Below are 23,621 nucleotides of genomic sequence, written 5' to 3' on the forward strand. Positions count from 1 at the left end.
TTTCTAGCTAGCTTTTTAGAAAGAATAACGTTTTTTGTCACTTGGGGGTAGTGAAAATTCTTAAGTTGATGGGCATGACCATCTGGATTTTGATACTTATCACTATCATTGCATCCATTTTTGGTTTCATTAATTATTACATTGCGCTAATAGTTACATTGGTGGCAGCATTTACGTTAGATAGAAACTTACTATTTAAGATCGATTACTTTCTTCTAATAACCTTTGTCTGTTTTTTTATTTTTATCGGAAACATTTCCCATTCTGATGCGCTGGAGACATTTGCTCGCGCTAATTTAAGAGGAGATACTTCAGTCTTCTTTAGTTCCATATTTTTGAGTCAATTGATTAGCAATTTTCCTACTTCAATTCTTCTATCAAACTTTACTTCTGATTGGAAAGCTTTATTACTAGGAGTAAATATTGGAGGGCTTGGAACAATTATCGCATCTTTAGCCAGTGTAATTTCCTATAAACTATTCACTCAGGCCAATGGTAAAGAGAGTAAAGCTTATTTAATTAAATTTAGCATTTACAACTTTTCATTTTTAATCATACTTACATGTATACAATACTTTATGTTTAAATTTCTAAAAATTTTTTAAAAAATTGATTACTTTAGAAAAAACCAAATATCTCAGCATTCAATTGAGAAATTTGGGTTTTAATATAGGTATGTTTAAAGAGATACAACAAAGTTACCATCAATTTAATATTTTGAGATGTTCTCAAAGCGAAAATCTTTTAGCTTTTACGTTATTTATTAGATTTCAGCTCATTTTTTATGTACTCAGTTATATAATAAATGACTGAATTTATAGGATAATAACTTTCAATTAATAATAGAAATATAGCATATTACCATGTTATTTCATTTTTGAAGTCCTCTTCACAAAATCCTTAATGTCCCTCAATTTTTTTCCGCTAATATTATCTTTGATCGTTGAATCTATTTCAATTTCTAATTTTGCAAATGCTGCTCCTGCACAATTATATATACTTGATTCAAAAGCAAGATGTCTTGCAGTACCACTAAATGCCTTTTTAATATCAATGTCAGGACGATAAACGTTGAATTTATCAGGCCTTTCAAATACGTTAGAGTCACAATTTGTTGCACCAATCATACAGTAGTATCCACATAACTAGTTACATTCTCCTTTTTTCTATTGTTAATAGCTTCGTAATAAAAGCTATTAAACAGCAAAAGTGCGAAGTCTTAAATTAGACTTCGTACCTTATACAAATTTACAATCCGTGACGATACCAACACAAATGCAATACTATATACATACTAATCACTCATTATATGTGTTGCTGTTTTAATTGGCCAATGTATAAACAAATCCTTTTACTTAGCCCTCCTTCATGCTTAGCTTAATTGTTTCTATATACTTAATCCCCTCTATACTCATTTCAAGCGATAATCCATTCTGATTGAAATTACAAATGACAAAATTTTTCCGTTTTTCCTTTTTGTCTACTTGCTAAATTCAGTAAGTAAAATATCTTTAAAAAATTCCGGATTATTAATGTTTAAACTGTTCGCATTGATAGCGAGTGTATGTTTACCTCCAAGTGTTCCACCAACAAAAGTGGAAAACCCTGGAACGGCTCCCCTATGTCCCCATACCGAGACTCCATTTGGAAGCTTAATTTCAAGTATTCCAAGACCATATCCAGTTCCCTCTCTTTCTGTAGGAACTGTAGTAAGCATTTGTTTTAATTGCTGTTCCTTCAGTAATTTGCCACCTAGTAAGTAAGAGAAAAATTTGTTTAAGTCGTCAGCAGTAGAAATCATATCTCCATCCGAGCTACCTGGGTTAATATAAGTAACGTCTTTTAGCTCACTCGCTTTGTCTAGTTGCAAATAGCCACGGGCATGCTTGGTGCCTGGAATCACGCTTGAATTGCCAGGTAGGAATGTATTTGACAAATCAAGCGGTTCAATAATCCGATTTTCAACCTCTTCCGCATAACTGTTTCCTGTTACTTTTTCAATAAGCATCCCCAGTAATACGTATCCTGTGTTTGAATAAGACCAACCCTTTCCTGGAGCAAAGTCTGGGGGAAGAGAAATCCCCATCTTTACAAATTCTTCAGCTGTATACGATTTTTTTATATCCGTAATATCAAAGTCTTTTGAATTTATATAGTCAGCAATACCACTTGTATGATTCATGATTTGCCGGATTGTAATCTGGTTACCATCATATCCGTTTCCTTGAATGACACCAGGCAACCATTTTTCAATGGAGTCATCTAGATTCAAACGGTTCTCTCCAGATAATTGAAGGAGCACTGTTGCAATGAACGTTTTCGTCACACTGCCAATGCGAAAGCGAAAATCTGCTTTCATTGGTTTCTTAGTTCTCAGATCCGCTATCCCAGCAGTATAACCCCAAGTTTTACCACCCTTAGAAATGTTAGCGAGTATTCCCGGGTATCCAAGTTGCAGTTCATCTCGCATTGCTTTCTTAACGGAAGTACGATTACTTTGCGTACTTGTTTTTAACGAACTAGATACATTTTGCGTAGGTTCTGCTTTTACAATGGATGTTGGTGTTACGTATAACAGAGAACTTCCAGCTATTAAAAGTGCTAGACTTGCACATGTAATTTTACTGCGTGTTTTCATAAAGAATTCCTCTCTTCTATTAAAATTGTATAGATAGTTGATAGCAGTGTCCTATACGAACCACACAACTATCCATTCTCCCACTGATGAAAAGGCAACAATGTATTTGCAATCATTGTACTCATTGTTTTCACAAAACACTCTTGTTACTGATTGTTTTATATGTAGGCCGTACTTATCCCCCTTTCACGCCTCCTTATATTTTTATCCTACACAATGAAAATCTCTTCTTTCTTACCTATCCCTTACAAATTCCTTACATTCGAAATCGCTTCTATAATAGGGTTGAAGTAGCATCTATGCCCGAAAGCGCAAAAGCACCAATGCTTTTCGCTTCAGTGTTTTTTTGCGCTTTACATATTGAAGATTCGTTTTACGCTTAACAGGTTACATTGCTGATTTTTTCTAATGCGATTATTCTTCTTGCTATATCACACAAATGAAATTACACTGCACGAACCATTCCTAATGTTGTTAAAATCACTTGTTTCTATTTATACAAAAGTACAGATAAATTGAATACGCGTCCAATCACAATTTGCTATTTTCTAGACTCAAAGTTTACCTCTTCAATAAGTGGAAATAATAGAACTATAAAACTTTGGATGGAGGATTTATATTGAAGAATAACGATAATTACGATGGGAAATTACCACATAATGCTGAATCTTACTGGACGAGCAGTATTCATTTACCTGAATACCCTTCCTTAGAAAATGACATGCAGGTCGATGTTATTATTGTAGGAGGAGGAATTACTGGCATTACTTCTGCCTATCTTTTAGTAAATGAAGGTCTAAAAGTCGCTGTTATAGAGGCAGACAAATTATTAAATGGAACGACTGGACATACGACAGCTAAAATTACTGCTCAACATGATATGATTTATGAAGAGCTTATCAGATATACCGGAAGAACTACCGCAAGATTGTATTACGAAGCAAACATCGATGCTTTAAAATTCATTCAAACTACAATTAATAAACATCAAATCGATTGCGATTTCACTCAACAAGATGCTTATCTGTATGCCACAACAGAAGAATATGCATATAAGTTAGAAAAAGAAGCAGAAGCTTATAAAGAGCTTCATATTGAAGGCGAGCTTGTAAACAAACTTCCTATTGATTTAAAAATACATAATGCACTTGTTATGAGAAATCAGGCACAATTCCATCCACTTAAATATTTAGCCCATCTTTCAAATATAATTACAGAAAAAGGTGGATACATCTTTGAAAATACCACAGCAGTAAATATAAAAACAGGCGAGCAACCTGTGGTTCTTACCCGTGGAGGAGCTCAAATTACAGGGAAGTATATTCTCTCTTGTTCCCATTTCCCTTTTTATGAAGGTGCAGGACTTTACTCTACAAGAATGCATGCAGACCGATCTTATATAATTGCTGCTAAGACAAGAACAAATTATCCAGGTGGTATGTATATTAGTGTAGATGAACCGACACGTTCTCTCCGTTCCACAACAATTAATGGAGAAGAATTCATTCTTATCTCTGGAGAAAGTCATAAAACGGGACAAGGCGGCGAAACATTAAAACATTATGAAGCACTAGAAATATTCGGACAACAAGTTTTCGGCCTTGAAAATATCCCATATCGTTGGTCAGCACAAGATTTAATTACACTAGACAAAATTCCTTATATCGGTGAAATCACATCTGATCAAAAAAACATATTAATTGCCACTGGATACAGAAAATGGGGTATGACTAATGGAACTGCAGCTACTCTTTTATTCCGAGATATCATATTAAAAGAAAAGAACAAATTTCGGGAATTATATACTCCCTCCCGTTTCCATATGAATCCAAGTTTAAAGAACTTCTTAGTCGAAAATGCCAATGTTGTTGGTCACTTAATTAAAGGAAAGTTAGAGATTCCACAAAAATGTATTCGTGATTTATCTAACGATGAAGGGGCTGTCGTTGATATTGATGGACATAGAAAAGGAGCTTATAAAGATGCAGAAGGTAAGCTTCATATTGTAGATACAACTTGTACCCATATTGGATGTGAAGTTGAATGGAACAATGGAGAACGTTCTTGGGATTGTCCGTGCCATGGTTCGCGATTCTCATATACAGGAGAAGTACTTGAAGGGCCTGCTGAGAAACCATTACAAAAATACGATTATAAAATGATAGATAACCTTACTTCAGAAGACTCTGGTTACTAATTAAATTTATGTAAGCCAAAACAGCTACATAGCATGTAGCTGTTTTGACTTTTTTAACTCCTTATTGTCCGTAATCTCAAAACGAAATATAATCTGTCCTATTCCTATTAATTCAAGAAATATATTCTTCCCCAACATGAAAAATTGAGTTGAACTTCTAAAGATAACTATGAAAGGATGAAATTGAATTTACAATTACAACCAACATACTCCCGTTTGAGGGTAACTCGGTTTTATTCGTTTGATGATGTTATAGTCATACTCCTAAAACTGACAACTTATAAGAGAATATCATTTTTCACCTTCTATTCTAACTAACAAGTCGTGAAATTCGTTTCTTCTTCCATGAAAGTTTATAATATCCATATTGCAAAAGTAAACTTACAATAAATGCTGCTGGATACCCAATCCATATTCCTTTTATACCAAGATTTGTATGATAAGAAAGGTAATAAGCAACAGGGACTTCTACAAGCCATATTGATACGACACCGATAATAGTGGGCCATAATACAGTTCCACTTGCTCGCATTGTTGCACCAATAATTTGAGCATGACCGAAAATTAAGTAACTCCAAAGTGTAATCATCACCAAACTATGCGCAATTTCAACTGTATTCGTGTTCGTTAAGAATAACGATAAGATTTCTCTTGAAAACAAGTAAATAAAAGCGATTAGTATACCACCAATTATATAATTCATAATAATTCCAGCACGAATAACTTCCTGTAATCGGTTAAATTGTTTCCCACCAATAGATTGCGCAGCGAAAATAGATACCGTAATTCCAAGGCTAACCGCAGGCATCTGAACATAACTTGCAACCTGGTTTACAACCCCATATGCAGCAGTCGCATCAGAACCGAAACGATTCACAAATGCGATTACCGCAATCTCAGATAACGAAACAAGAATCATATTAATACTCGCTGGAATTCCAAGGCGTAATAATAGTTTTAATAAATCCCAATCCATACGAAGATATTTCCGTACAGTCTCATCTAATTGCAGTGGATGATTCTTCTTCTTCAAATACATAAGCATAACAATAAATGTTACAACGGTCGAGATAACAGAAGCATAGGCAGCTCCATACACACCAAGTTTGGGTATTCCTAGCCAACCAAAAATTAGAATAGGTAATAGAATTATATTTAAGACTGTACTAACAATTAAGAAATAAAACGGTGTCTTAGAATCTCCTGTACCTCGTATAAACGTTGTATAGGAGAAATATAGAAATAAAACTGGCATAGAAATAAATAAAATACGCGCATAATGCACACTCATATCAATTATATTCTCTGGCGTACCCATAAAACGCATAATGTTCAGAGCAAATACATTTCCCGCTATTGCCAAAATAACGCCTATTATAAAGGTAAATGTTAACGTCGTACCAACAATGGCTTTTAAACGATCTTCATTACGGGCTCCAAATGCCTGACCAATTAAAATCGAACTACCCGATCCAATCCCAATTACAAACGAAACAAGTAAAAAGAATAATGGAAAAAATGCTGAAATGGCAGCTAATTCATTCACACCAAGCCATCGTCCAACTACCACCATACCAAATAATTGTCCAACTGATTGTAATATGTTACTTAAAAGCAAGGGAACTAGAAACATAGACATTGATTTCCATGTTGCTCTCTCTCCCTTTTCTTGATTTTTTAATTTTTTACTTTTTTGAATACTATCTATCGATGATTTCACATTTGATTTCCCCTTTTATTTGGAGGAATTATGTTATTCCGAGAATAATACGTTAAAAATAAAAAAAGAAATTTTTAAATTAACGTTATTATCTTATCCATAGATTTCCCCCTACGTAATAATGATTTTTGAGAATTTGTTTATCTATTCATTCTTTCTACCATTTATCTCTTTCCCCAAAAAATTTTGATATAAACGAAATGAAGCTTTTCCCTTATAAAAACCTATTCTGATATTTCTTCTAAGCAATAGTAAACAGCTTCCTTACCCCTTCAAGTTAACTCTTCAACATCTACGGCAGTTAAATTAATTTGCGTTGCATCATTTATTTTAATAAAATTATTTATATTATTAAATGTAATAAACAATTAGGAAGCGAAATTGGTATAAAACATGTCTTTTGTTATGTTTTTAACATCGTGAATACTTAATAATTAATTTATTTTACAATTAATACTAGACCCTTGTTGCTTTGTTTGTTAAAGCAATTAACATAGATTACTGTTTTTAGTTATGTTGTATATTTTCTTAAAGATGTGTCCAAAATATAACTAACCTGTTTTAGAACAAATTGGTTACCGAGTAGTTAGCTTTTGCTAACTACTTTTTATTATTAAATATGTTCTTATCAAAATAATGAATTTCTAACTATTAGCTCAGTTCTTTCTATCTAGAAGAGTAGTTTGTACTTTTACTTAAAATTTCTTGAAAACCATTTGAGCATAGATTTTTCCCATTAAAAAAGGAGAGATTATAATCCCTCCTTCTAATCCATACACTATATAATTAGCGAGTGAATCGACCATCAAGTTATATAGTGAAATTTTGTGCGATTTTATATTTCATTTGATCGATTGCACTTTCAGCATCACGAACTAATAATTCGTTACGGCTTCCACTATTATTGTTTGCTATTATTACGTATACTCATTAAATTCCATGTCCATACTATTTAGCAACGGTAGTCCATGCCATTCGGATTGACCTCCAGCACATGATAAATTTATAACCGTTCCTATAATTAGGAACGGTTATATTTCATTTAACTGTCCTTTTTAGTTAAATGAACTGTTTTTTTATAAGTATTACACTATATAGTGTCTTCTGTTCAAGATACATTTTCATTTAATTTACCTTCACCATTTAATACATACTTTTCACGTAATAGTTTTTGGTATACATTCATACCATTAACCCATAATTTTTATTTCAAATTCCGTTAAAGTACTTGAAGCGCTAATAAAGTGAAACTTTAATCAGTGGGATTTTCTTCATCCCCCACTAATTATTAGTTGAACCAATCGGACATTAATGGGCAGCCCGATCCCCACCTAAATTCTTTGCTTTCGCTGAATTTTGAGGTGGGGGTCTTACTGTCCATTAAAGCGGGATAAACGTTTGTTCAGAAAGTTGTCTAGATTTTTTTGGATTCATTCACTCTGTCTTCCAACAGAGCTACATCGCTTATCCCATGCAATATAGAATTTTATGCATTTTCTCTATGAATAAAACGCAACATTCCGTTAGTAATGCAAATACAGTTTTTGTTTTCCCTTCTTACTCGAAGGCTTAGCAATTAACTTTTATTAACTACTCTTTTATGTTTCATACAAATACGACCCACGTTTTCTCGATACTATATAAGACTTTAAAAAGTCAGCTTTGAATATTTTCCCAACTCTAGCTCCCTTGGTCGAGAGTTGAGCAGTTAGCCTTTGCTAGCTGCTCCTGTTACTTAAAGAAATCATTTAACTATACTTTCTAAATACATACAAATTCTTTATTCCTCAAATAAATCATTTTTTCTAATTTATGTATATTATTCAACTAATTCTACCATTAATCTTCTGTGCTACCTGTAGATCTTTTGTTTTAAATCCACTATTTATAGCCCATCTATAAAATAGAAATGAAACAATTGAAATAAGTACCATATCCCATCCATAAGTTATAATATTTAACCCACCAAATTTTTCACTTCCAATGTACGATATACAAATCATAAATAATAAATACCCCACAATCCATAATCCAGCTAAAAAATTCTTCTTAAATCCAACCCATTTTGTTTTTAATTGATAATAAAAATATATAGGTAAGCCCATAAGTATAATAAACATTACTTCTCCTGTTAACGGCCACTTTGCCCAATATAATGTTAATGATGCAAAAATGAACCCTAAAGGTGCGATAATGTTTAATCCCTTTATATAGAAAGGACGTTGAAAATTAGGTGCAGTTTTTCTCAGAGTCATTACTGTTATTGGTCCAGTAACATATGAAATTAATGTAGCTACTGAAATCACTTCAGCTAAAACACCCCATCCTTTAAATAAAAATAAAAAAACAAAACAAATCATTAAATTAAACATCATGGCAAATCTAGGCACACCATATGTAGGATGTAATTTCCCAAAAACTTTAGGGAAATATCCATTCTTCTCCATTCCGTACAGCATGCGTGATGTGGTTGCCATATAAGTAGTACCTGTACCAGAAGGGGATACAAAAGCATCTAAATATAATACAATAACTAACCAATTAATATTTAGTGCTATTGCTAAATCAGCAAATGGTGAATTGAAATTTAAATTTAAATTTGACCATCCGTTAATTATTATATTAGGATTTATAACGCAGATAAACGCAATTTGTAATAATACATATATTATAGTTGAAATTAAAATAGATCCTACAACTGCCCGAGGAATGGATTTCCCTGGGTTCTTTGCTTCACCAGCCATATTAATTGGACTCTGAAAACCATTGAATGCAAAAATAACACCGGATGTTGCCATAGCAGTTAATACATTTGACCAATTAGATACATGAAAGTCCTGCTGACTAGTAAAGTTTTCTCCATGAAATCCAACGAATAGCAATGCACCAATTGTAAGACCAGGAATTACGATTTTAAATATAGTAATTAGAGAATTTACTTTTGCAAATAGACTAACAGTCCAATAGTTTAAAAAGAAATATATAATAATAAGTAAAGAAGCAGCTGCAAGACCTTTTGAAGTCAACATCCCATTGTCTACTAAATCCTTGGCCCAACTTGCCCACTCCCAAGGCCATGAACTCATATATTGTATTGAGGCTATAGCTTCAACTGGAATAACTGAGACGATGGCTATCCAATTCGCCCATGCAGCAATAAATCCTACGAAATCTCCATGTGAGTATTGGGTATATTTTACCATTCCGCCAGCCTCCGGAATCATAGCTCCTAACTCGCTATATGGTAAGGCAATAAATAATATTACAATCATTCCTAAGAGCCAAGAAAAGATAGCGGCCCCTCCTGATATTTTAGCAGCCTTCCATGCACCAAATAACCAGCCAGACCCTAAAATCGAGCCAATCCCAGTCATTGTGAGTGCAAAGGTTCCTAGCTTGCGTTTCATATTTTTCATTTTCCACACGCCCCTCGTTTACAAAACAAATAGGATTTTTTTATTTATTAACCATTTATTCATGTATACTAGCCCCCTTTTTATTTAAAGTAAGAATACAAATTTTATAGACTCATTCACCATAAAATTCATCTCCAATCAACTCTTTATATTGTATGTATACCCTTTATAATTCTCTCTAAACCTGAAATTTTTAACTATATTTGTTACGGAAAAACATCATAATCTAGTATGCCTCTATATTAAGAATATTTCAGTTCTAATAGATGAAAGTTCATCTTGTCTATGGTCTTAATTTGATAGGCGATACTACTCCCAGATGCACTCAAGCTAGATAAGGAACTGAAGGAAACTATTATAGAAATTTCTACATTTCTTTCGAAACATATGGCTCCCTTCTTACCAAAAACTCAACTCTAATTTAGTGAATTGATTAAGTGTATTGGGAGACTTTTATTGAGATAAATCTTCGGCAAATAATGACACCCTTGTTTTTTATGCATATTCCTAAAAAGTATGTCACTCTTTCCCATTAATTAAGAAAATGCTAACGTGCTTTTAATCTCTAGAATAGTCCCAACTCTTAAGTTGATGGATCTGTGGCCGTACTCCATTGCTATCAAACAAAACAATGATAGTTACGGATGAATTAGCAATTATACGAATTTCATTTTTTTCGGCATTCTGCATCTAGACGGTATACCTATTAGCCACGGTAAAACTCTATTTCAAATCAAAAAAATAGATTACCTGCACACAAAAAAGTATAGTGCATAGGTAATCTATTTTTTTGAGATTAATAAAAACCTAATTTATTTTTTGAATTCTTCCATCAATAATAGACTGAATTGGTTCTTTTGATTTTTTTATGTAATCTACTAATGCTTCAAAATCAGTTGGTCCTGTTTCAGCATCTTTACCGTTTTTAAAGGATACAAATCCATCTCCACCTGAAGCTAAAAATGCGTTCGCAACGACGCTGTAAGTTTTAGAAGGAATCATTTCTTCTCCATTTGTTAGGCGAATACTTGTTACTTTTTCTCCATTAGGTTTGTTTGCATCCCAAGTGTATTGGATCCCTGAAATTTGAAGCATTCTTGTTATGTCTTTTTGCCATTGTTGATTTAAAATATCACGAATATCTTGACCCGTTAAATTTACTTTTATTAATTGATTTCCGAATGGTTGAATACCATATATCTCTCCCCATGTAATATCACCAGCATCTAAGTCATTACGAATACCACCAGGATTCATAAGTGCAATTTGAGATTGCATTGTTGCACGCTGGGCATCAGCAACTAAATTTCCAAGAGTAGATTCACCAGCCGTATTTAGTTTGCGATCTAGTGGAGCAATAGACTTACCTACAACTTCATTAACAAGAGGTGCGATTTTTGCTTGATATTTCTCCATCTTCTTCTTTATTTTTTTATCAGGCTCCATGCCTTCATGGTAAGTTGTAACAATTTCTGCTTTTTTCTCAACAATATCTTGTGTTTTACGATCAATCTTTACATCAACATCAGCAAAAGCCATACCGTAAGAATTTGCTTGTACGACAAGTTTATTATTAACAGTTCCATTTACATAAGTGTGGCTATGCCCACCAAAAATAACATCGACTTCTGGATCAGTCTCATTTGCTAATCGGACGATATCACCATTTGTTACGCCGTTCCCATCTGTTGTCCCCCCGTTATGTGCAAGAACAACGATAGATTTAACACCTAGTTTTTTTAATTGCTTTACGGATTTGTTAATAGCTTCAACTTCATCTGTAATTTCTACATTTTTTAGCATAGTAGGCATAACAAGATTAGGCACATCCGTTGTTACGACTCCGATAAATCCAACAGGAACTCCTTGTACCTTTTTTATAGTGAATGGTGGTAAAAATAAACGACCGGTGGATTTATTATAGAAATTTGCGGCAACATATGGGAATTTTGCTCCTTTAAATTTCCCTGTTTTCTCATGGTATCCACCATAAATAAGGCGGTTCATTTCTTCAACACCTTCATCAAATTCATGATTTCCTATCGTTCCAACATCGAATTTTAAATCATTTAGAAATTCAATGGTAGGTTCGTCTTGTAATAATGCTGAAACAGGAGTACTTGCTCCAACAACATCGCCAGCATGTACTTTTAATGTATTCGGATTTTGTTTTTCACGATCACGTAAATAAGCCCCTAAGTACTCGATTCCCCCTGCATCTTTATTGTTAATTTTTTTTACTGTGTCTAGTTGCCCATGAAAATCGTTAATCCCGAGCATTTGTACATCTATGTAGCGGTTTGGTTCTGTACTTGCTTGGGCTGAAGGTACAGCGAATACACTAGTAAAAGTAACTGTACTTATTGCTAAAGCAACTGGAATGATTTTTTTCAACATAAAATTTCTCTCCCCTAATTAAAATCTTACATAATACAATGTTATTTTAATATATTAAGAGAATTATTTCTATAAAAATTCTACTAATTATAAAAATTAATAAGATTTTATCATTTCCCAACAAAACACTTCTTCTTCAAAAATTTGAAGATGTAAAACAACAATTTTAAGAGGAGATGATTATTCGTAGGTGGTAGTCTACACTTTTGGATTAGGATATAAAGGCCCTCTCTCAACTTAAGAAACTTCACTACACAAACAAGAACATGTACATTTCTTTGTTTTGAGAATTATTCAAAACATTATCTTGATAGTAATATAGCAATCCACCTAAGAAACCTAAAAAACTCTAATCCATAAATTTTAGCTGTTAAGAAGAATATTCAATTCGAAACGAATGGATATTTATAAACTTAACTCAATATCACCATTTAAAAATGAATAAAAATTTCGTTATGGAAGATTTCGATTCTTTAAATTGGTTACAGTGGTGCACTACGCCGCATTCAAAAAGATGCTCCTGGATTTATCCAAGAGCATCTTTTTGAAACTTTATTTTTTATTTGTTTATGAACTATCTTATGATATTTAGTACTTCTCATATAAAAAAAACATTTTAACAATCATATGGAAGGCTACCTAACTATTTTCACGGAAGCTCTAGGTATTCTACTGTGCTCACTTCAATTAATAAGCATCTGATTCATGGCTTTTCTTCACTGCATCTTTTGTTGCTTCGTTTGCAGCTAATGACCCTTGACCATATTTTGATTTACTTACTTCGCGGCCCGGAAGTTTGTTTTCCGTTTTAGCTTCTTTCATTTTCTTTTCAATACCTTCTTTAACACGACGGCCATAATCTTCATCAGCTTGTGTGAAGTGTTCAATCATCGCATTCTGAATTCTTTTGTCACATACTGCAAGTGCTTCAGATAGATTTTTAACCAACTCATTTCTTTCCCACTCCTCAAAACTACGATACGTGTGACCTGCTTGACCATAATTATTAGGACGATCGATTGGTGCACTCATAGCAGCCGCATTGTAAGTTGGTTGGTGTGGATGGTGCTTTTCTTGTTTTGCATCTTTATAACCACCCAGCATAGATGGCTCATAGTTAATATGCGGATTTTCTCCAGACTCTTTCGGATTACGCATATCCATTTGACCACGATGTTGATTTGTACGAACAGGTGCTTTAGGTGCATTAACAGGTAATTGTAGATAGTTTGCACCAACGCGGTAACGTTGCGTATCTGAATAAGAGAAAGTACGACCTTGTAGCATTTTATCGTCTGAGAAGTCCATGCCATCAACAAGTACTCCTGTACCAAAAGCAGCTTGTTCAATCTCTGAATTGTAATCAACTGGATTACGATCAAGAACCATACGTCCTACTGGTAACCATGGGAACTGCTCCTCTGGCCAAAGCTTCGTATCATCAAGAGGATCAAAATCGAGTTCTGGATGATAATCATCCTCCATAATTTGTACAAATAGCTCCCACTCTGGATAATCTTTGCGCTCAATTGCTTCATATAAATCTTGTGTTGCATGACTAACATTCATTGCTTGAATACTGTTTGCATCTTCTTGTGTTAAATTTCGAATTCCCTGCTTCGGCTCCCAGTGATATTTCACCAATACCGCTTCGCCTTTTTCATTTACCCATTTATAAGTGTTTACACCAGATCCCTGCATATGGCGATATGTTGCTGGAATACCCCATGGAGAAAATAAAAATGTAATCATATGCGTTGCCTCCGGGGTACGAGAAACAAAATCAAACATTCTCTGAGGATTCGCCACATTCGAAACCGGATCAACCTTAAACGCATGAATCATATCTGGGAACTTCATCGCATCACGAATAAAGAAAATTTTTAAATTATTCCCTACTAAATCCCAGTTACCATCTTCCGTATACATTTTCACTGCAAAGCCTCGTGGATCCCTTGCTGTTTCTGGTGAGTCCTTAGCTCCAGCTACTGTAGAAAAACGAACCATTAACGGCGTTTTTTTACCAGCCCCTGAAAATACTTTCGCACGAGTATATTTTTCTACCGGCTCATCTCCAACTTTTCCATACGTTTCAAAATACCCAAATGCTCCAGCTCCTCGCGCATGTACTACACGTTCCGGAACCTCTTCTCGATCAAAATGAGAAATTTTTTCGATGAAGTGATAATTTTCAAGTGTTGCTGGACCACGATTCCCAATTGTTCGGATATTTTGATTATCCTTCACAGGGTGCCCCTGTCGTGTTGTCAATGTCTCACGTTTCATGTCTTGTTCCTCTAGAGAATTCATGTCCTGGTTTTCTTCCATAATTGAAAACCTCCTCAAAATTATTCACCTTTATGTATTTCCATTTATTAGAAAAAATATGATGGAATTGCAAATTATTTATCATGTATCAATTAACAATGATATAGTTTTAATCAGTCCTTTAAGAATAATAGGAATGCTTCATGTGTTAATTTCCCACTATATTCAAATGGTACAGTTGCATCTGAATCATCATCAATAACAAGGGTAGGTATATTAATCTTGGCTAAATCGCCTCTGAAGTCTGTTTTGCTGAAAGCAGCGATATCTCTATTGTAAAATCGAAATGATACTATCCCAATTAATAAATATTACTAACTATATATCTATCATATATTTTATAAACAAGATTAATTAGATTTAAAAAAAGATTTCTTTTTCTTTACTCGTAATAAATCACCTGTCCATCCTTTCACTCTCATATACAAATACATACCACCTGTTGTAAAAATGATAAATAAGAGAGCGATTAAATAGCTATATTTCCATTCTAGTTCAGGCATATATTTAAAATTCATCCCCCACAATGCTCCTAAGGCCGTCAAAGGCGTACTTACAGCAGTTAATACAGTAAGAGCTTTCATAATCTCATTCCCACGATGTGAAGAAACAACTTCTTGTAAATGAATCATCGTGTCCAATTCTTCTTGGTACTCTTTAACAAGTTGTAATCCACGCTCTAATTTTACGTTTGTTTGCTTATAACAAAGAGTGTTTGTTAAGTTTTCTAACCAAGCTTCTTTCAGGCCTTGTAACACTTCTTGTATTAAGCGAAACACATGTGTGTTCATAAATAATTCATGACGAATATGATAAATTCTTTCTAAAACTGCTATGTTATTATGATGATAAAAATCCCATAATACATTTCTGAAATTGTTTTCGAAATAGTCAACCTTTCGCAAGTAGTGAGATATAAACATTGATAAAATAGCACATAATCCTTCAGCGGAACTATTACAATTTTTCGCACTAAAAGAGGCCTTATGTATTAATTTCTGAAAGTCCCCTTCCTCTTTTTCCTGAACCGTTATGAGTATTCCATGAGCTACGAAATAATGAAGAAATTTTTGAATTTTGGCGTCCTTTTTATCTTGATCATATAAAAACGAACCATATACACAAGTTTGACTTGATGATAACGTATAAACATATAATCCATTTTCACAAGGAGAACTTATTTTCTTTACAAATTGAGAGAAATAAGATGTTACATCACGAGGAATTATAGAAGAAAGTTTTTCAAGCTCACTAGTTTTCACATGATACCAACTCCATTTCGGCATTTTTATGCATTCCATATTATTCTTCCTTTCTAAATAGTTTTATGTTTGATCGAATCATATCCGTAATATGAAATTTGTATGTAGGTATTCATGTCTTGGAGGAAAAGTTTTTAGATCAACTAAATTACAAAATAAAGTGAAACTTTAATCAGTGGGGGTTTTCTTCATGCCCCACTGATTATTAGCCCTCACCAATCGGACTTTTATGGGAGCCCGACCCCCACCTAAATTCTTTGCTTTCGCTGAATTTTGAGGTGGGGGTCTTACTGCCCATTAAAGCGGGATAAATGGCATAGGAGGTCTTATTCTATTAAAAGGAAGACCCCCTATATATTAGCTATTTTTATTCGCAATTTTAAACATTTCCTCTATATAAGCACTTTTTATCTTTTCTTATAAAGCATTTTTATATGTGGAAAAGAAGCTACATAATTTGGCACGTCTATTCAAAGAACTCCATTTCGGTCGTTATTATAACTTAGATTCATATACAGATTGATTAGTGATGTCGTCAAATACTTGACTTCCAATCATATAATATCCATGAAGTGCAGCCTCTTTCGAAGCGTCTACCATACGGAAAGAAGAAATTTCACCTTGTATTTTTTCAATTCGTTTTTTGTGGAGATCTACTATTCCTCCTGTCCAAATAATAGTATCGTACTGTTCTAATTTAAATTGTTCTTGTAATACACGCATAACGTCTTGGAAGTGTGCATCCAACTCTTTTTGAATTAAAGTATGAACCTGACTTGTCTGAGGATCTTCTTCTCGACCTCCATATCCTTTTTCTAATATGTTTGGCATATCGTTAATATGCAATTGATTACTTTCCCCCGCATGATTCTGCACGATATTCTTAATATTTTTCAAAGGCTTGCTACATCCTAGCTCTGTCTCATAATGATTTAAAATGACATTCTGTTTCATATCTGTCATTTCTAATGTACGAAATCCACCATCAATAATTAAAATACGATCTCGCTCCTGAATGATTCCCTCTTTTAAGAAATAAGCATGTAAAGCGACCGGTTGCTGAAGAATCAAAGCATTTTCCACCGTAATAGTAATAAATTTTCCATCAATTTGCACAGAAGTTTCTTTTTTTAGTGCACGTTGTAATTGCTCATGCTGACTACCAAAACAAGTAACGGGAAGCCCAGTAACAACTAAAGGTAACACGACATTTTCTTTATAATCCTTTGCAATGCAACCAAATATTTGTTGTTTAAACCGTTCGCTTTCATAATAATTTTCTATTTCTTCGTCAAATGGAGGAAGCAATGAAGCGTCAGATTGATGCGCTTCATTTCCCATATAGTATGCAAAGTCTAAATCTATAAAACTTACCTTTGTTAAATCTTCACTTTCATCATGATTAGGTACAGGGGCTAGTGTGGAAGCTTCACTCTTAATCGTCACCTCAGAATCTACATCCTGTCGATATGCCCGCTTAGTAAAACCAATTCCTACATCAATTGCATACAGAGATTTCATACTTTCTTCCTCACTTTCTCTTTTTAGAATTAAATTTAAGCACTCTCTTCTTTCCTATATTTCTTTTCATTTTTCGTTTTTTCTCCGTCTATGTCCTTACTGTTTTGATTTATTTCGTTATCCTTTTCATCTGTTTTCTTTTTGTTCGTTTCGTTTTCTGTTAAGTCTTTAATGGTAGAAATGACAACTGGTGTGGCTGTAAGCAGTTGTGGTAATGTTTGTTTTGCAACATTAGCTGCAGTTACAGAGAATTGTTTACTTGTTTCGGTTACCTTCTCCAATGTTTCCTTTATGTTTCCTTCTTGCAATTTTTCTTTTACGCTTTTTCCTTTTGTTTGTATCGCTTTCCGATTTTCCTTTTTTAATAAGGAGACTATAACTCCAGTCGTAATCCCAATCATAGCGTATTTAAATATTGTATGTTTCATTTTTTCTCACCCTTCTCCACTTTTATTTTCTTCCATGCTACAAGCTAAAATAATTACCTTACCTATTGCAATCTATTAGAGAGAATGATAGTTTTGCGGTTGCCTATCACTCGCCGTTAGTGTTTCATCTGTTACTAGGAGTAAAATTCTCCCTTGATCTAGTTTTTCTTCATATAAGTTAGCTTCCTCCTTCGACAACCCCATTTCTTCCATTTGATTTCGGAGCTCGTCCCCTTTTTTGGAGAAAAAGTTGATAATACTTGTGCCCAATCCTTGTTCTTTTACTCCAATCGTATTTATATTTGTATCATCCGCAATCTTTTTTGTTATATGTTTTTCATGTGTTAAGACGTAAATGTCATCTTGGTGAATCCCTTGCAATTCTAGCTCTTTTACTTTCATAACTACTTCCTGTTCATTATCATATTCATGAACCACCGGTTTTCTTTCATTCTTATGCATCGTATTTTTCCTCCTTTAGATTTTTTATTTAGTTGTTATGTAATATGTAATACACCTATTTTAAAGATGTTAAACCTAAATTTTCAAAAAATTTCACACGATTGATTATTAATGTTTTTGAATATTAAAGAGATGTCACGAGCACTTTCCTTTGATAGCAGTGTTACAAATAACGATTTGTGTAAAAGGCATGTCCCTTATTTTATAGAAAATTTCTATTTAGAAAAATAAAAAACACTCCTTTTCAAAGAGTGTTTTTAAAAAATATAACCTAATAGTAATGTTTCTATTTTAATCGCAGAAAGAAAGTCTTTATTAAAACATATGGTTGCTAATTTTATTGCAATCTTCCTTGCACCCAAGCAGCAATATCATTTATAACATACTCGGGGATATTAGCAGGACATAATATTCATCTGGTTTACTTATTTCCCCATCACCCTCTGTAAAGAAATGATTTAACTTTGGATATAGTCGATAATCAACGTTACCTCGTTCTTTTAGTTGTTCTTTCCAAAGAGGGATTTCGATTTTCGATTGAACTTGATAGTCTCGTTCTCCTTGAATAATAAAAAGCGGTGTCTTTTGTTCTTTTGACATTTCCACTGCTTTCATTTTACGTATAGAATCCTTACTTCACAGGATTTTTTTGCTGTTTTCATTATATCCTTACTATACAAATGAAAATATACAATCATACTAAATATACAAACTTTGCATAAAAAAATGATTTTATAGTATCTTTTTAATATCCATGTCCGCCTTGCCAGCCACCATGTCCGCCTTGCCAACCACCGTGTCCGCCCGGCCAACCACCATGTCCGCCTTGCCAACCGCCGTGTCCGCCTTGCCAACCACCATGTCCGCCCGGCCAACCACCATGTCCGCCCGGCCAACCACCGTGTCCACCTTGCCAACCACCATGTCCACCTTGCCAACCACCGTGCCCGCCTTGCCAACCACCGTGTCCACCTTGCCAACCACCGTGTCCACCTTGCCAACCGCCGTGTCCACCCGGCCAACCACCATGTCCGCCTTGCCACCAGCCTGCATAGCCTTGTCTCTGTGAGTTCATTCCTTCGCATCCCTTCTTATTAAAAGTTCAAATACTGTAACTGGGTATTCTCTAAATATAATTATGTATCCCAAAAATAAATGTATCCGCAAACATCCCGATTCTTGGTAAAGTAATTATCTAATGAAAAAAACATTTTCGCGGGATAAAAAATAATACGATTTGCATGAAAGAATAACCATACACTGTTATCCCTCCTTTAAACACCTATTTAAGAAAAACTTAAGAAATTCACTTCTAAATTCATAAGAATTTTTTCCTATACTTAAAATAAGTAATTTAACAAGAGGAGAAACGATCATGAAGAAATTTGTAATTTGCATAATAGGAATAGGTCTTCCTATATACTTACTACCTTTCATATTACGCGGGGATTTAGACAGATTTAATCCGATTGCTGAAGAAAAAAATGTATATGCGGTTGCAAAAGGATATGGTGTTCCGGATTATCATCATAAAGGACGAGCTATGTACGCCCTAAAAGGTGTTGATGAGTTAAACAATGAAAAAGAATATAAAGTTGGAACGAACACCCCTAATGATTTTATTAGAAAAACTTTCTTAAAGATTCATGTAAAAGGAAAATATGTTTATTCTTACGATATTATTGCAGAAAAGGATATTCCGGAGAAAATAAGAGATCAATTAAAAATAGTAAACAAATAAAAAATAAGCTGATTTTTTATCGGCTTATTTTTTTCATTCCCTTATCTTCTCCAGTCCAAAGACTCGTCTTTGTTTCAGCATCAGCGATAAGATATTTTACTCGGAATTTTTTTTCTGTTTCTGTCCATGATGCTATTAAGTAAATTTGTCTATTCGGATTAATTTTAGGATTTTCTTGTGTACCCGCTGTCTTACTTATCCACGGTCCTATTTCGGATTTCATAGTCGATTGTAAATCTTTATATAGAACTGTTTTCTGTATATGATTTTCAGCGTCATGAAAAGGGACATAAAAAGAACGATACGTATGATTTTTAACCTTACTATAAAAAACTTTTGGATTTTCAAAGATTTTACTTGCATTGTTTTCTGTATAGGAAATCTCTTTTGAAGAATCCTCTGCATTTGCCATCCCTTGTACACTTAGTAAAAGAAAGCTACAAGTAAACAAAACCACTATCATTTTTTTCATATTAAACTCCTTCCATTTTTTAATATTTATACCCAAATAAGGTTATTTCATGCGAATTGATCCATTCAAGATTTGGATATACATCAAAAATGCTAGCAATTACTAAAAAAAGATTCTTACTATGTAAGAGTCTTTTTTATATAATCTCCATCGATTTATTAAACTGATTATCATTGTTTCAATAGCCATTCTTCCATTACTTTCACTGTTTCATCTCGTTGTGCTTTTGGCGTAATTAAACTCGCATTATCACCTTTTTGCTCGCCATACATGCCAAAATGAACATGATTGCCCCCTTTTATCATGTGCATAGTTGTATTCTTTGACATAAACTTTTTATTGTTCTCTATTTTTTCTACAGTTGCTAACGCATCTACTTCTCCATAAATTGATAACATCGGGATCGATTTCGTAGAAAAGTCATCTGCAGGATACGAACCTAAGAAAATAATCCCATCTACCTTTTCTTCATGTTGAAAGGCATACTTAGAAATCATAGCTCCGCCCATTGAATGCCCCGCAACATACCATTTTTGAACTTCCGGATACTTTTCAATTACACTATCTACCTCATTGATTCCAAGTATCGCTAAGTTTAATGGTAATTTAGGCATTACTACAAAATGTCCATCTTTCGCAAGAGCTTCTCCTAAATAACTATAAGCCTCGGCTTCTACTTTCGCTCCTTGATAAAAAATAACACCTATTTTCGCATCTTTCTCTCCAAAAGCTATATAATCTTCATCTTTTTTATCATCCACTAACGACAAAGCCTCTTTCGTCGGTTTGTAACTAAACTGAGACCAAACAAAAAAACTAATACTTCCTATAAAGTAAAATACCTAGTAAAGAGTACAGAATAATTTTCATCCATTTCTTCACAAAGATGACCTCCCTAAGATGTATATATTCTATATTTTAGATTACCATTCATACACATAAAAACTCGAGCATTTTTATTATGCTCAAGTTTTCATTTACGTCTTTAATTCATACTATAAATGGTCCAAGATAAATATGTAGCAAATGTAGTCCATAAAAAATACGGGATTAGCAACCATGCCGATACTTTAGATAAATTGGAAGAAAACATAATGAGAAGTAACGTAGTAATAGCGACTAGTAAACAATCTACTGTTGCTAAAAACAAATTCTTTTGGCTAAATTGAAAATAGCTGAACGCTTGATTGAATATATAATTTAAAAGGAATAAAAACCAAAATGTTTTTGGCTTGAATCCATAGTTGTTGTAAATAATTGTAACTGATAATGCAATAAGTCCAAATAATACAGCCCATATCATTCCGATTGTCATACCAGGAGGTGTCCAAGACGGCTTTTCTAACGCATCATACCAAGTACGATCAATAGGAAATAAAACACTAGAAACATAAAACAAACCATATGTTAGTAAAAATACTATAATACTAGATTTTTTCATAAATATTCTCCTTTTTAATAGAAGGTTTTAGAAACTCTATATGATTCGTATGCTCTTTCAATGAATACAACTTTAATACGTAAATAGACATTATAACCTGTACATATCAAATTCATATTGACTCGTGTATTTTATATAAATTCTTTCATACTTTTATATGCACAAAGGGCTCTCTCTCGTGCTGCCTTATGATCAACAACTGGCAAAGGGTATGTATCTCCTAGCTTTATATTGGCTTTTTGTAAAATATGCTCAGGTGCTTCCCACGGTTTATGTATATATTTATTAGGCATATCTCTTAATTCTGGTACCCATTTTCTTATATACTCCCCATCTTTATCAAACTTTTCACCTTGTGTGATCGGGTTAAAAATACGAAAGTACGGTGATGCATCTGCCCCACTTCCAGCAACCCATTGCCACCCCATTGTATTATTTGCAATATCAGCATCTAATAGTGTATCCATAAACCATTTGGCCCCTTCTTGCCACGGAATTAACAAATGCTTTACAAGAAAAGAAGCCACAGCCATTCTCGCTCGGTTATGCATAAAACCTGTTTGCCATAGTTCCCGCATTCCTGCATCAATAAACGGATAACCAGTTTCGCCCTTCTGCCATACTCTTAATAACTCCTCTTCATTATTCCACGGAAAATGTTCAAAGTTCTTATTAAGAGGTTTATATACTGTAAATGGATAATGATATAGCAAGTAATAAGAAAACTCTCTCCAAATGAATTGACGTATAAAACTATTCACTTGTTGTTCAAAAAGACTACATTGTTTTTCATTACTTTTATTTATTAAGTAATGATACATTAGTTTTACTGATATTTGACCAAATGAAAGGTACGGTGCCAACATCGAATGAGCATTTTGATTTGGAAAATCCCTTCCTTCACTATAAGAGACTAATTTGCTAGAGAAAAATTTCTTGAATGTTTTGTATGCCCCTTCTTCTGTAGGCTCCCATATTGATTCCATATGAGATGTCCACGGTATAGTCGGCAACAAGTGTAATTCTGAAACAGATAAACTTGCTGGTAAAGAACTTCCCCATTTTATACTCTGCACTTTACTAATAGGTTTAGATATTACCTGCTTTTGAAATGCATTATAAAAAGGCGTAAAAACCTTATATTCAGTGTTATCTTTCTTTTTAATAATCCACGGTTCTAATAATAAATGCGAATTAAATTCCTTACAGGTAATACCTTTATCTTCTAACATCATTTTCATTTTTTGATTAAATTGTAATCTTTCCGGATCATAACAAATATTCCAATATACAGCCGTTATACCTAACTGTTTTATGAGAGAAAGTATTTCTTCCAGTGTATTTCCTTTGCGGATTATTAAATTAGATCCCAATGCCTCAAGTTGCCTCTTTACATCTATTATAGTATGGTGTAGCCACCACTTTGACGCACTTCCTATTGAAAAAGTTTCATCATGTACATATACCGGAACAACCTCACCGGACTGAGCCGCTTCAAATAGAGCTGGGTTATCATATAAACGAAAATCTTTTTGAAACATAACGATGATTTTATTTTGCATGGCTACCTCTTCTGATTCTTAAAACATAATAAAATT

At 33.7% G+C, this 23,621-nt stretch carries 17 protein-coding genes and 4 pseudogenes; 4 read left to right on the plus strand and 17 right to left on the minus strand.

Annotation, left to right across the window (positions count from 1 at the left end; genetic code table 11):
- Window positions 1-77 precede the first annotated feature (77 nt).
- Window positions 78-605, plus strand: a pseudogene (locus PDQ33_RS15470) (anion transporter); the annotation flags it as partial.
- Window positions 606-866: 261 nt separating this feature from the next.
- Here PDQ33_RS15470 and PDQ33_RS15475 read toward each other — a convergent pair.
- Window positions 867-1,127, minus strand: coding sequence for a hypothetical protein (locus PDQ33_RS15475; protein WP_002157072.1), 261 nt, complete (start codon window positions 1,125-1,127; stop codon window positions 867-869).
- A 353-nt stretch (window positions 1,128-1,480) separates the two neighbouring features.
- The gene (locus tag PDQ33_RS15480; RefSeq protein ID WP_229132972.1) at window positions 1,481-2,680 is read right to left on the minus strand and encodes a serine hydrolase domain-containing protein; all 1,200 of its coding nucleotides are present in this window, start codon (window positions 2,678-2,680) and stop codon (window positions 1,481-1,483) included.
- Window positions 2,681-3,257: 577 nt separating this feature from the next.
- Between PDQ33_RS15480 and PDQ33_RS15485 the strand changes: the two genes are divergently transcribed.
- Window positions 3,258-4,835, plus strand: coding sequence for an FAD-dependent oxidoreductase (locus PDQ33_RS15485; protein WP_270756098.1), 1,578 nt, complete (start codon window positions 3,258-3,260; stop codon window positions 4,833-4,835).
- Between the two features lie 310 nt (window positions 4,836-5,145).
- Here the strand turns inward: PDQ33_RS15485 and PDQ33_RS15490 are convergent, their stop codons facing one another.
- The 9 genes and pseudogenes from PDQ33_RS15490 to PDQ33_RS15535 form a co-directional block, all read right to left on the minus strand.
- Window positions 5,146-6,474, minus strand: a complete 1,329-nt coding sequence (locus PDQ33_RS15490) for an MATE family efflux transporter (RefSeq protein ID WP_229132971.1) — start codon at window positions 6,472-6,474, stop codon at window positions 5,146-5,148.
- A gap of 894 nt (window positions 6,475-7,368) precedes the next feature.
- Window positions 7,369-7,470, minus strand: a pseudogene (locus PDQ33_RS15495) (small, acid-soluble spore protein, alpha/beta type); the annotation flags it as partial.
- A gap of 908 nt (window positions 7,471-8,378) precedes the next feature.
- Window positions 8,379-9,971 carry an APC family permease gene (locus tag PDQ33_RS15500; protein ID WP_270756101.1) on the minus strand — a complete coding sequence of 531 codons (1,593 nt, stop codon included), beginning with the start codon at window positions 9,969-9,971 and terminating at the stop codon, window positions 8,379-8,381.
- 807 nt (window positions 9,972-10,778) lie between these two features.
- Entirely contained in the window at window positions 10,779-12,368 is a 1,590-nt protein-coding gene (locus tag PDQ33_RS15505; RefSeq protein ID WP_061130833.1) for a bifunctional metallophosphatase/5'-nucleotidase, read from the minus strand.
- 687 nt (window positions 12,369-13,055) lie between these two features.
- Entirely contained in the window at window positions 13,056-14,696 is a 1,641-nt protein-coding gene (locus PDQ33_RS15510) for a catalase (RefSeq protein ID WP_061130832.1), read from the minus strand.
- A gap of 350 nt (window positions 14,697-15,046) precedes the next feature.
- Window positions 15,047-15,997: a magnesium transporter CorA family protein gene (locus PDQ33_RS15520; RefSeq protein ID WP_046199414.1), complete on the minus strand. Its 951-nt coding sequence runs from the start codon at window positions 15,995-15,997 to the stop codon at window positions 15,047-15,049.
- Between the two features lie 456 nt (window positions 15,998-16,453).
- Window positions 16,454-17,479, minus strand: a complete 1,026-nt coding sequence (locus tag PDQ33_RS15525) for a ParM/StbA family protein (protein ID WP_061130831.1) — start codon at window positions 17,477-17,479, stop codon at window positions 16,454-16,456.
- Between the two features lie 35 nt (window positions 17,480-17,514).
- On the minus strand, window positions 17,515-17,907 hold the full coding sequence (locus PDQ33_RS15530; RefSeq protein WP_061130830.1) for a hypothetical protein: 393 nt from the start codon (window positions 17,905-17,907) through the stop codon (window positions 17,515-17,517).
- Between the two features lie 75 nt (window positions 17,908-17,982).
- Complete coding sequence (locus PDQ33_RS15535; RefSeq protein ID WP_000549422.1) at window positions 17,983-18,369, minus strand: general stress protein; 387 nt, start codon at window positions 18,367-18,369, stop codon at window positions 17,983-17,985.
- Window positions 18,370-18,501: 132 nt separating this feature from the next.
- On the opposite strand from PDQ33_RS15535, the gene PDQ33_RS15540 reads away from it, so the two are divergent.
- Window positions 18,502-18,600 carry an acyl dehydratase gene (locus PDQ33_RS15540; protein WP_080445125.1) on the plus strand — a complete coding sequence of 33 codons (99 nt, stop codon included), beginning with the start codon at window positions 18,502-18,504 and terminating at the stop codon, window positions 18,598-18,600.
- A gap of 106 nt (window positions 18,601-18,706) precedes the next feature.
- Here PDQ33_RS15540 and PDQ33_RS15545 read toward each other — a convergent pair.
- A pseudogene (locus tag PDQ33_RS15545) lies at window positions 18,707-18,999 on the minus strand (alpha/beta hydrolase); the annotation flags it as partial.
- 115 nt (window positions 19,000-19,114) lie between these two features.
- Entirely contained in the window at window positions 19,115-19,444 is a 330-nt protein-coding gene (locus PDQ33_RS15550) for a hypothetical protein (RefSeq protein WP_001088219.1), read from the minus strand.
- Between the two features lie 300 nt (window positions 19,445-19,744).
- Between PDQ33_RS15550 and PDQ33_RS15555 the strand changes: the two genes are divergently transcribed.
- Complete coding sequence (locus tag PDQ33_RS15555) at window positions 19,745-20,110, plus strand: YxeA family protein (protein ID WP_000714879.1); 366 nt, start codon at window positions 19,745-19,747, stop codon at window positions 20,108-20,110.
- A gap of 16 nt (window positions 20,111-20,126) precedes the next feature.
- On the opposite strand, the gene PDQ33_RS15560 is transcribed toward PDQ33_RS15555, so the two are convergent.
- The 4 genes and pseudogenes from PDQ33_RS15560 to PDQ33_RS15575 form a co-directional block, all read right to left on the minus strand.
- Window positions 20,127-20,582, minus strand: coding sequence for a hypothetical protein (locus PDQ33_RS15560; protein WP_061130829.1), 456 nt, complete (start codon window positions 20,580-20,582; stop codon window positions 20,127-20,129).
- A gap of 170 nt (window positions 20,583-20,752) precedes the next feature.
- A pseudogene (locus PDQ33_RS15565) lies at window positions 20,753-21,464 on the minus strand (alpha/beta hydrolase).
- Window positions 21,465-21,567: 103 nt separating this feature from the next.
- Window positions 21,568-22,023: a TspO/MBR family protein gene (locus PDQ33_RS15570; protein WP_000749750.1), complete on the minus strand. Its 456-nt coding sequence runs from the start codon at window positions 22,021-22,023 to the stop codon at window positions 21,568-21,570.
- 131 nt (window positions 22,024-22,154) lie between these two features.
- Entirely contained in the window at window positions 22,155-23,585 is a 1,431-nt protein-coding gene (locus tag PDQ33_RS15575) for a cryptochrome/photolyase family protein (protein ID WP_061130827.1), read from the minus strand.
- Between the last annotated feature and the right edge of the window lie 36 nt (window positions 23,586-23,621).

It is taken from the genome of Bacillus cereus group sp. Bc031 (assembly GCF_027716265.1).
GTDB lineage: Bacteria > Bacillota > Bacilli > Bacillales > Bacillaceae_G > Bacillus_A > Bacillus_A paranthracis.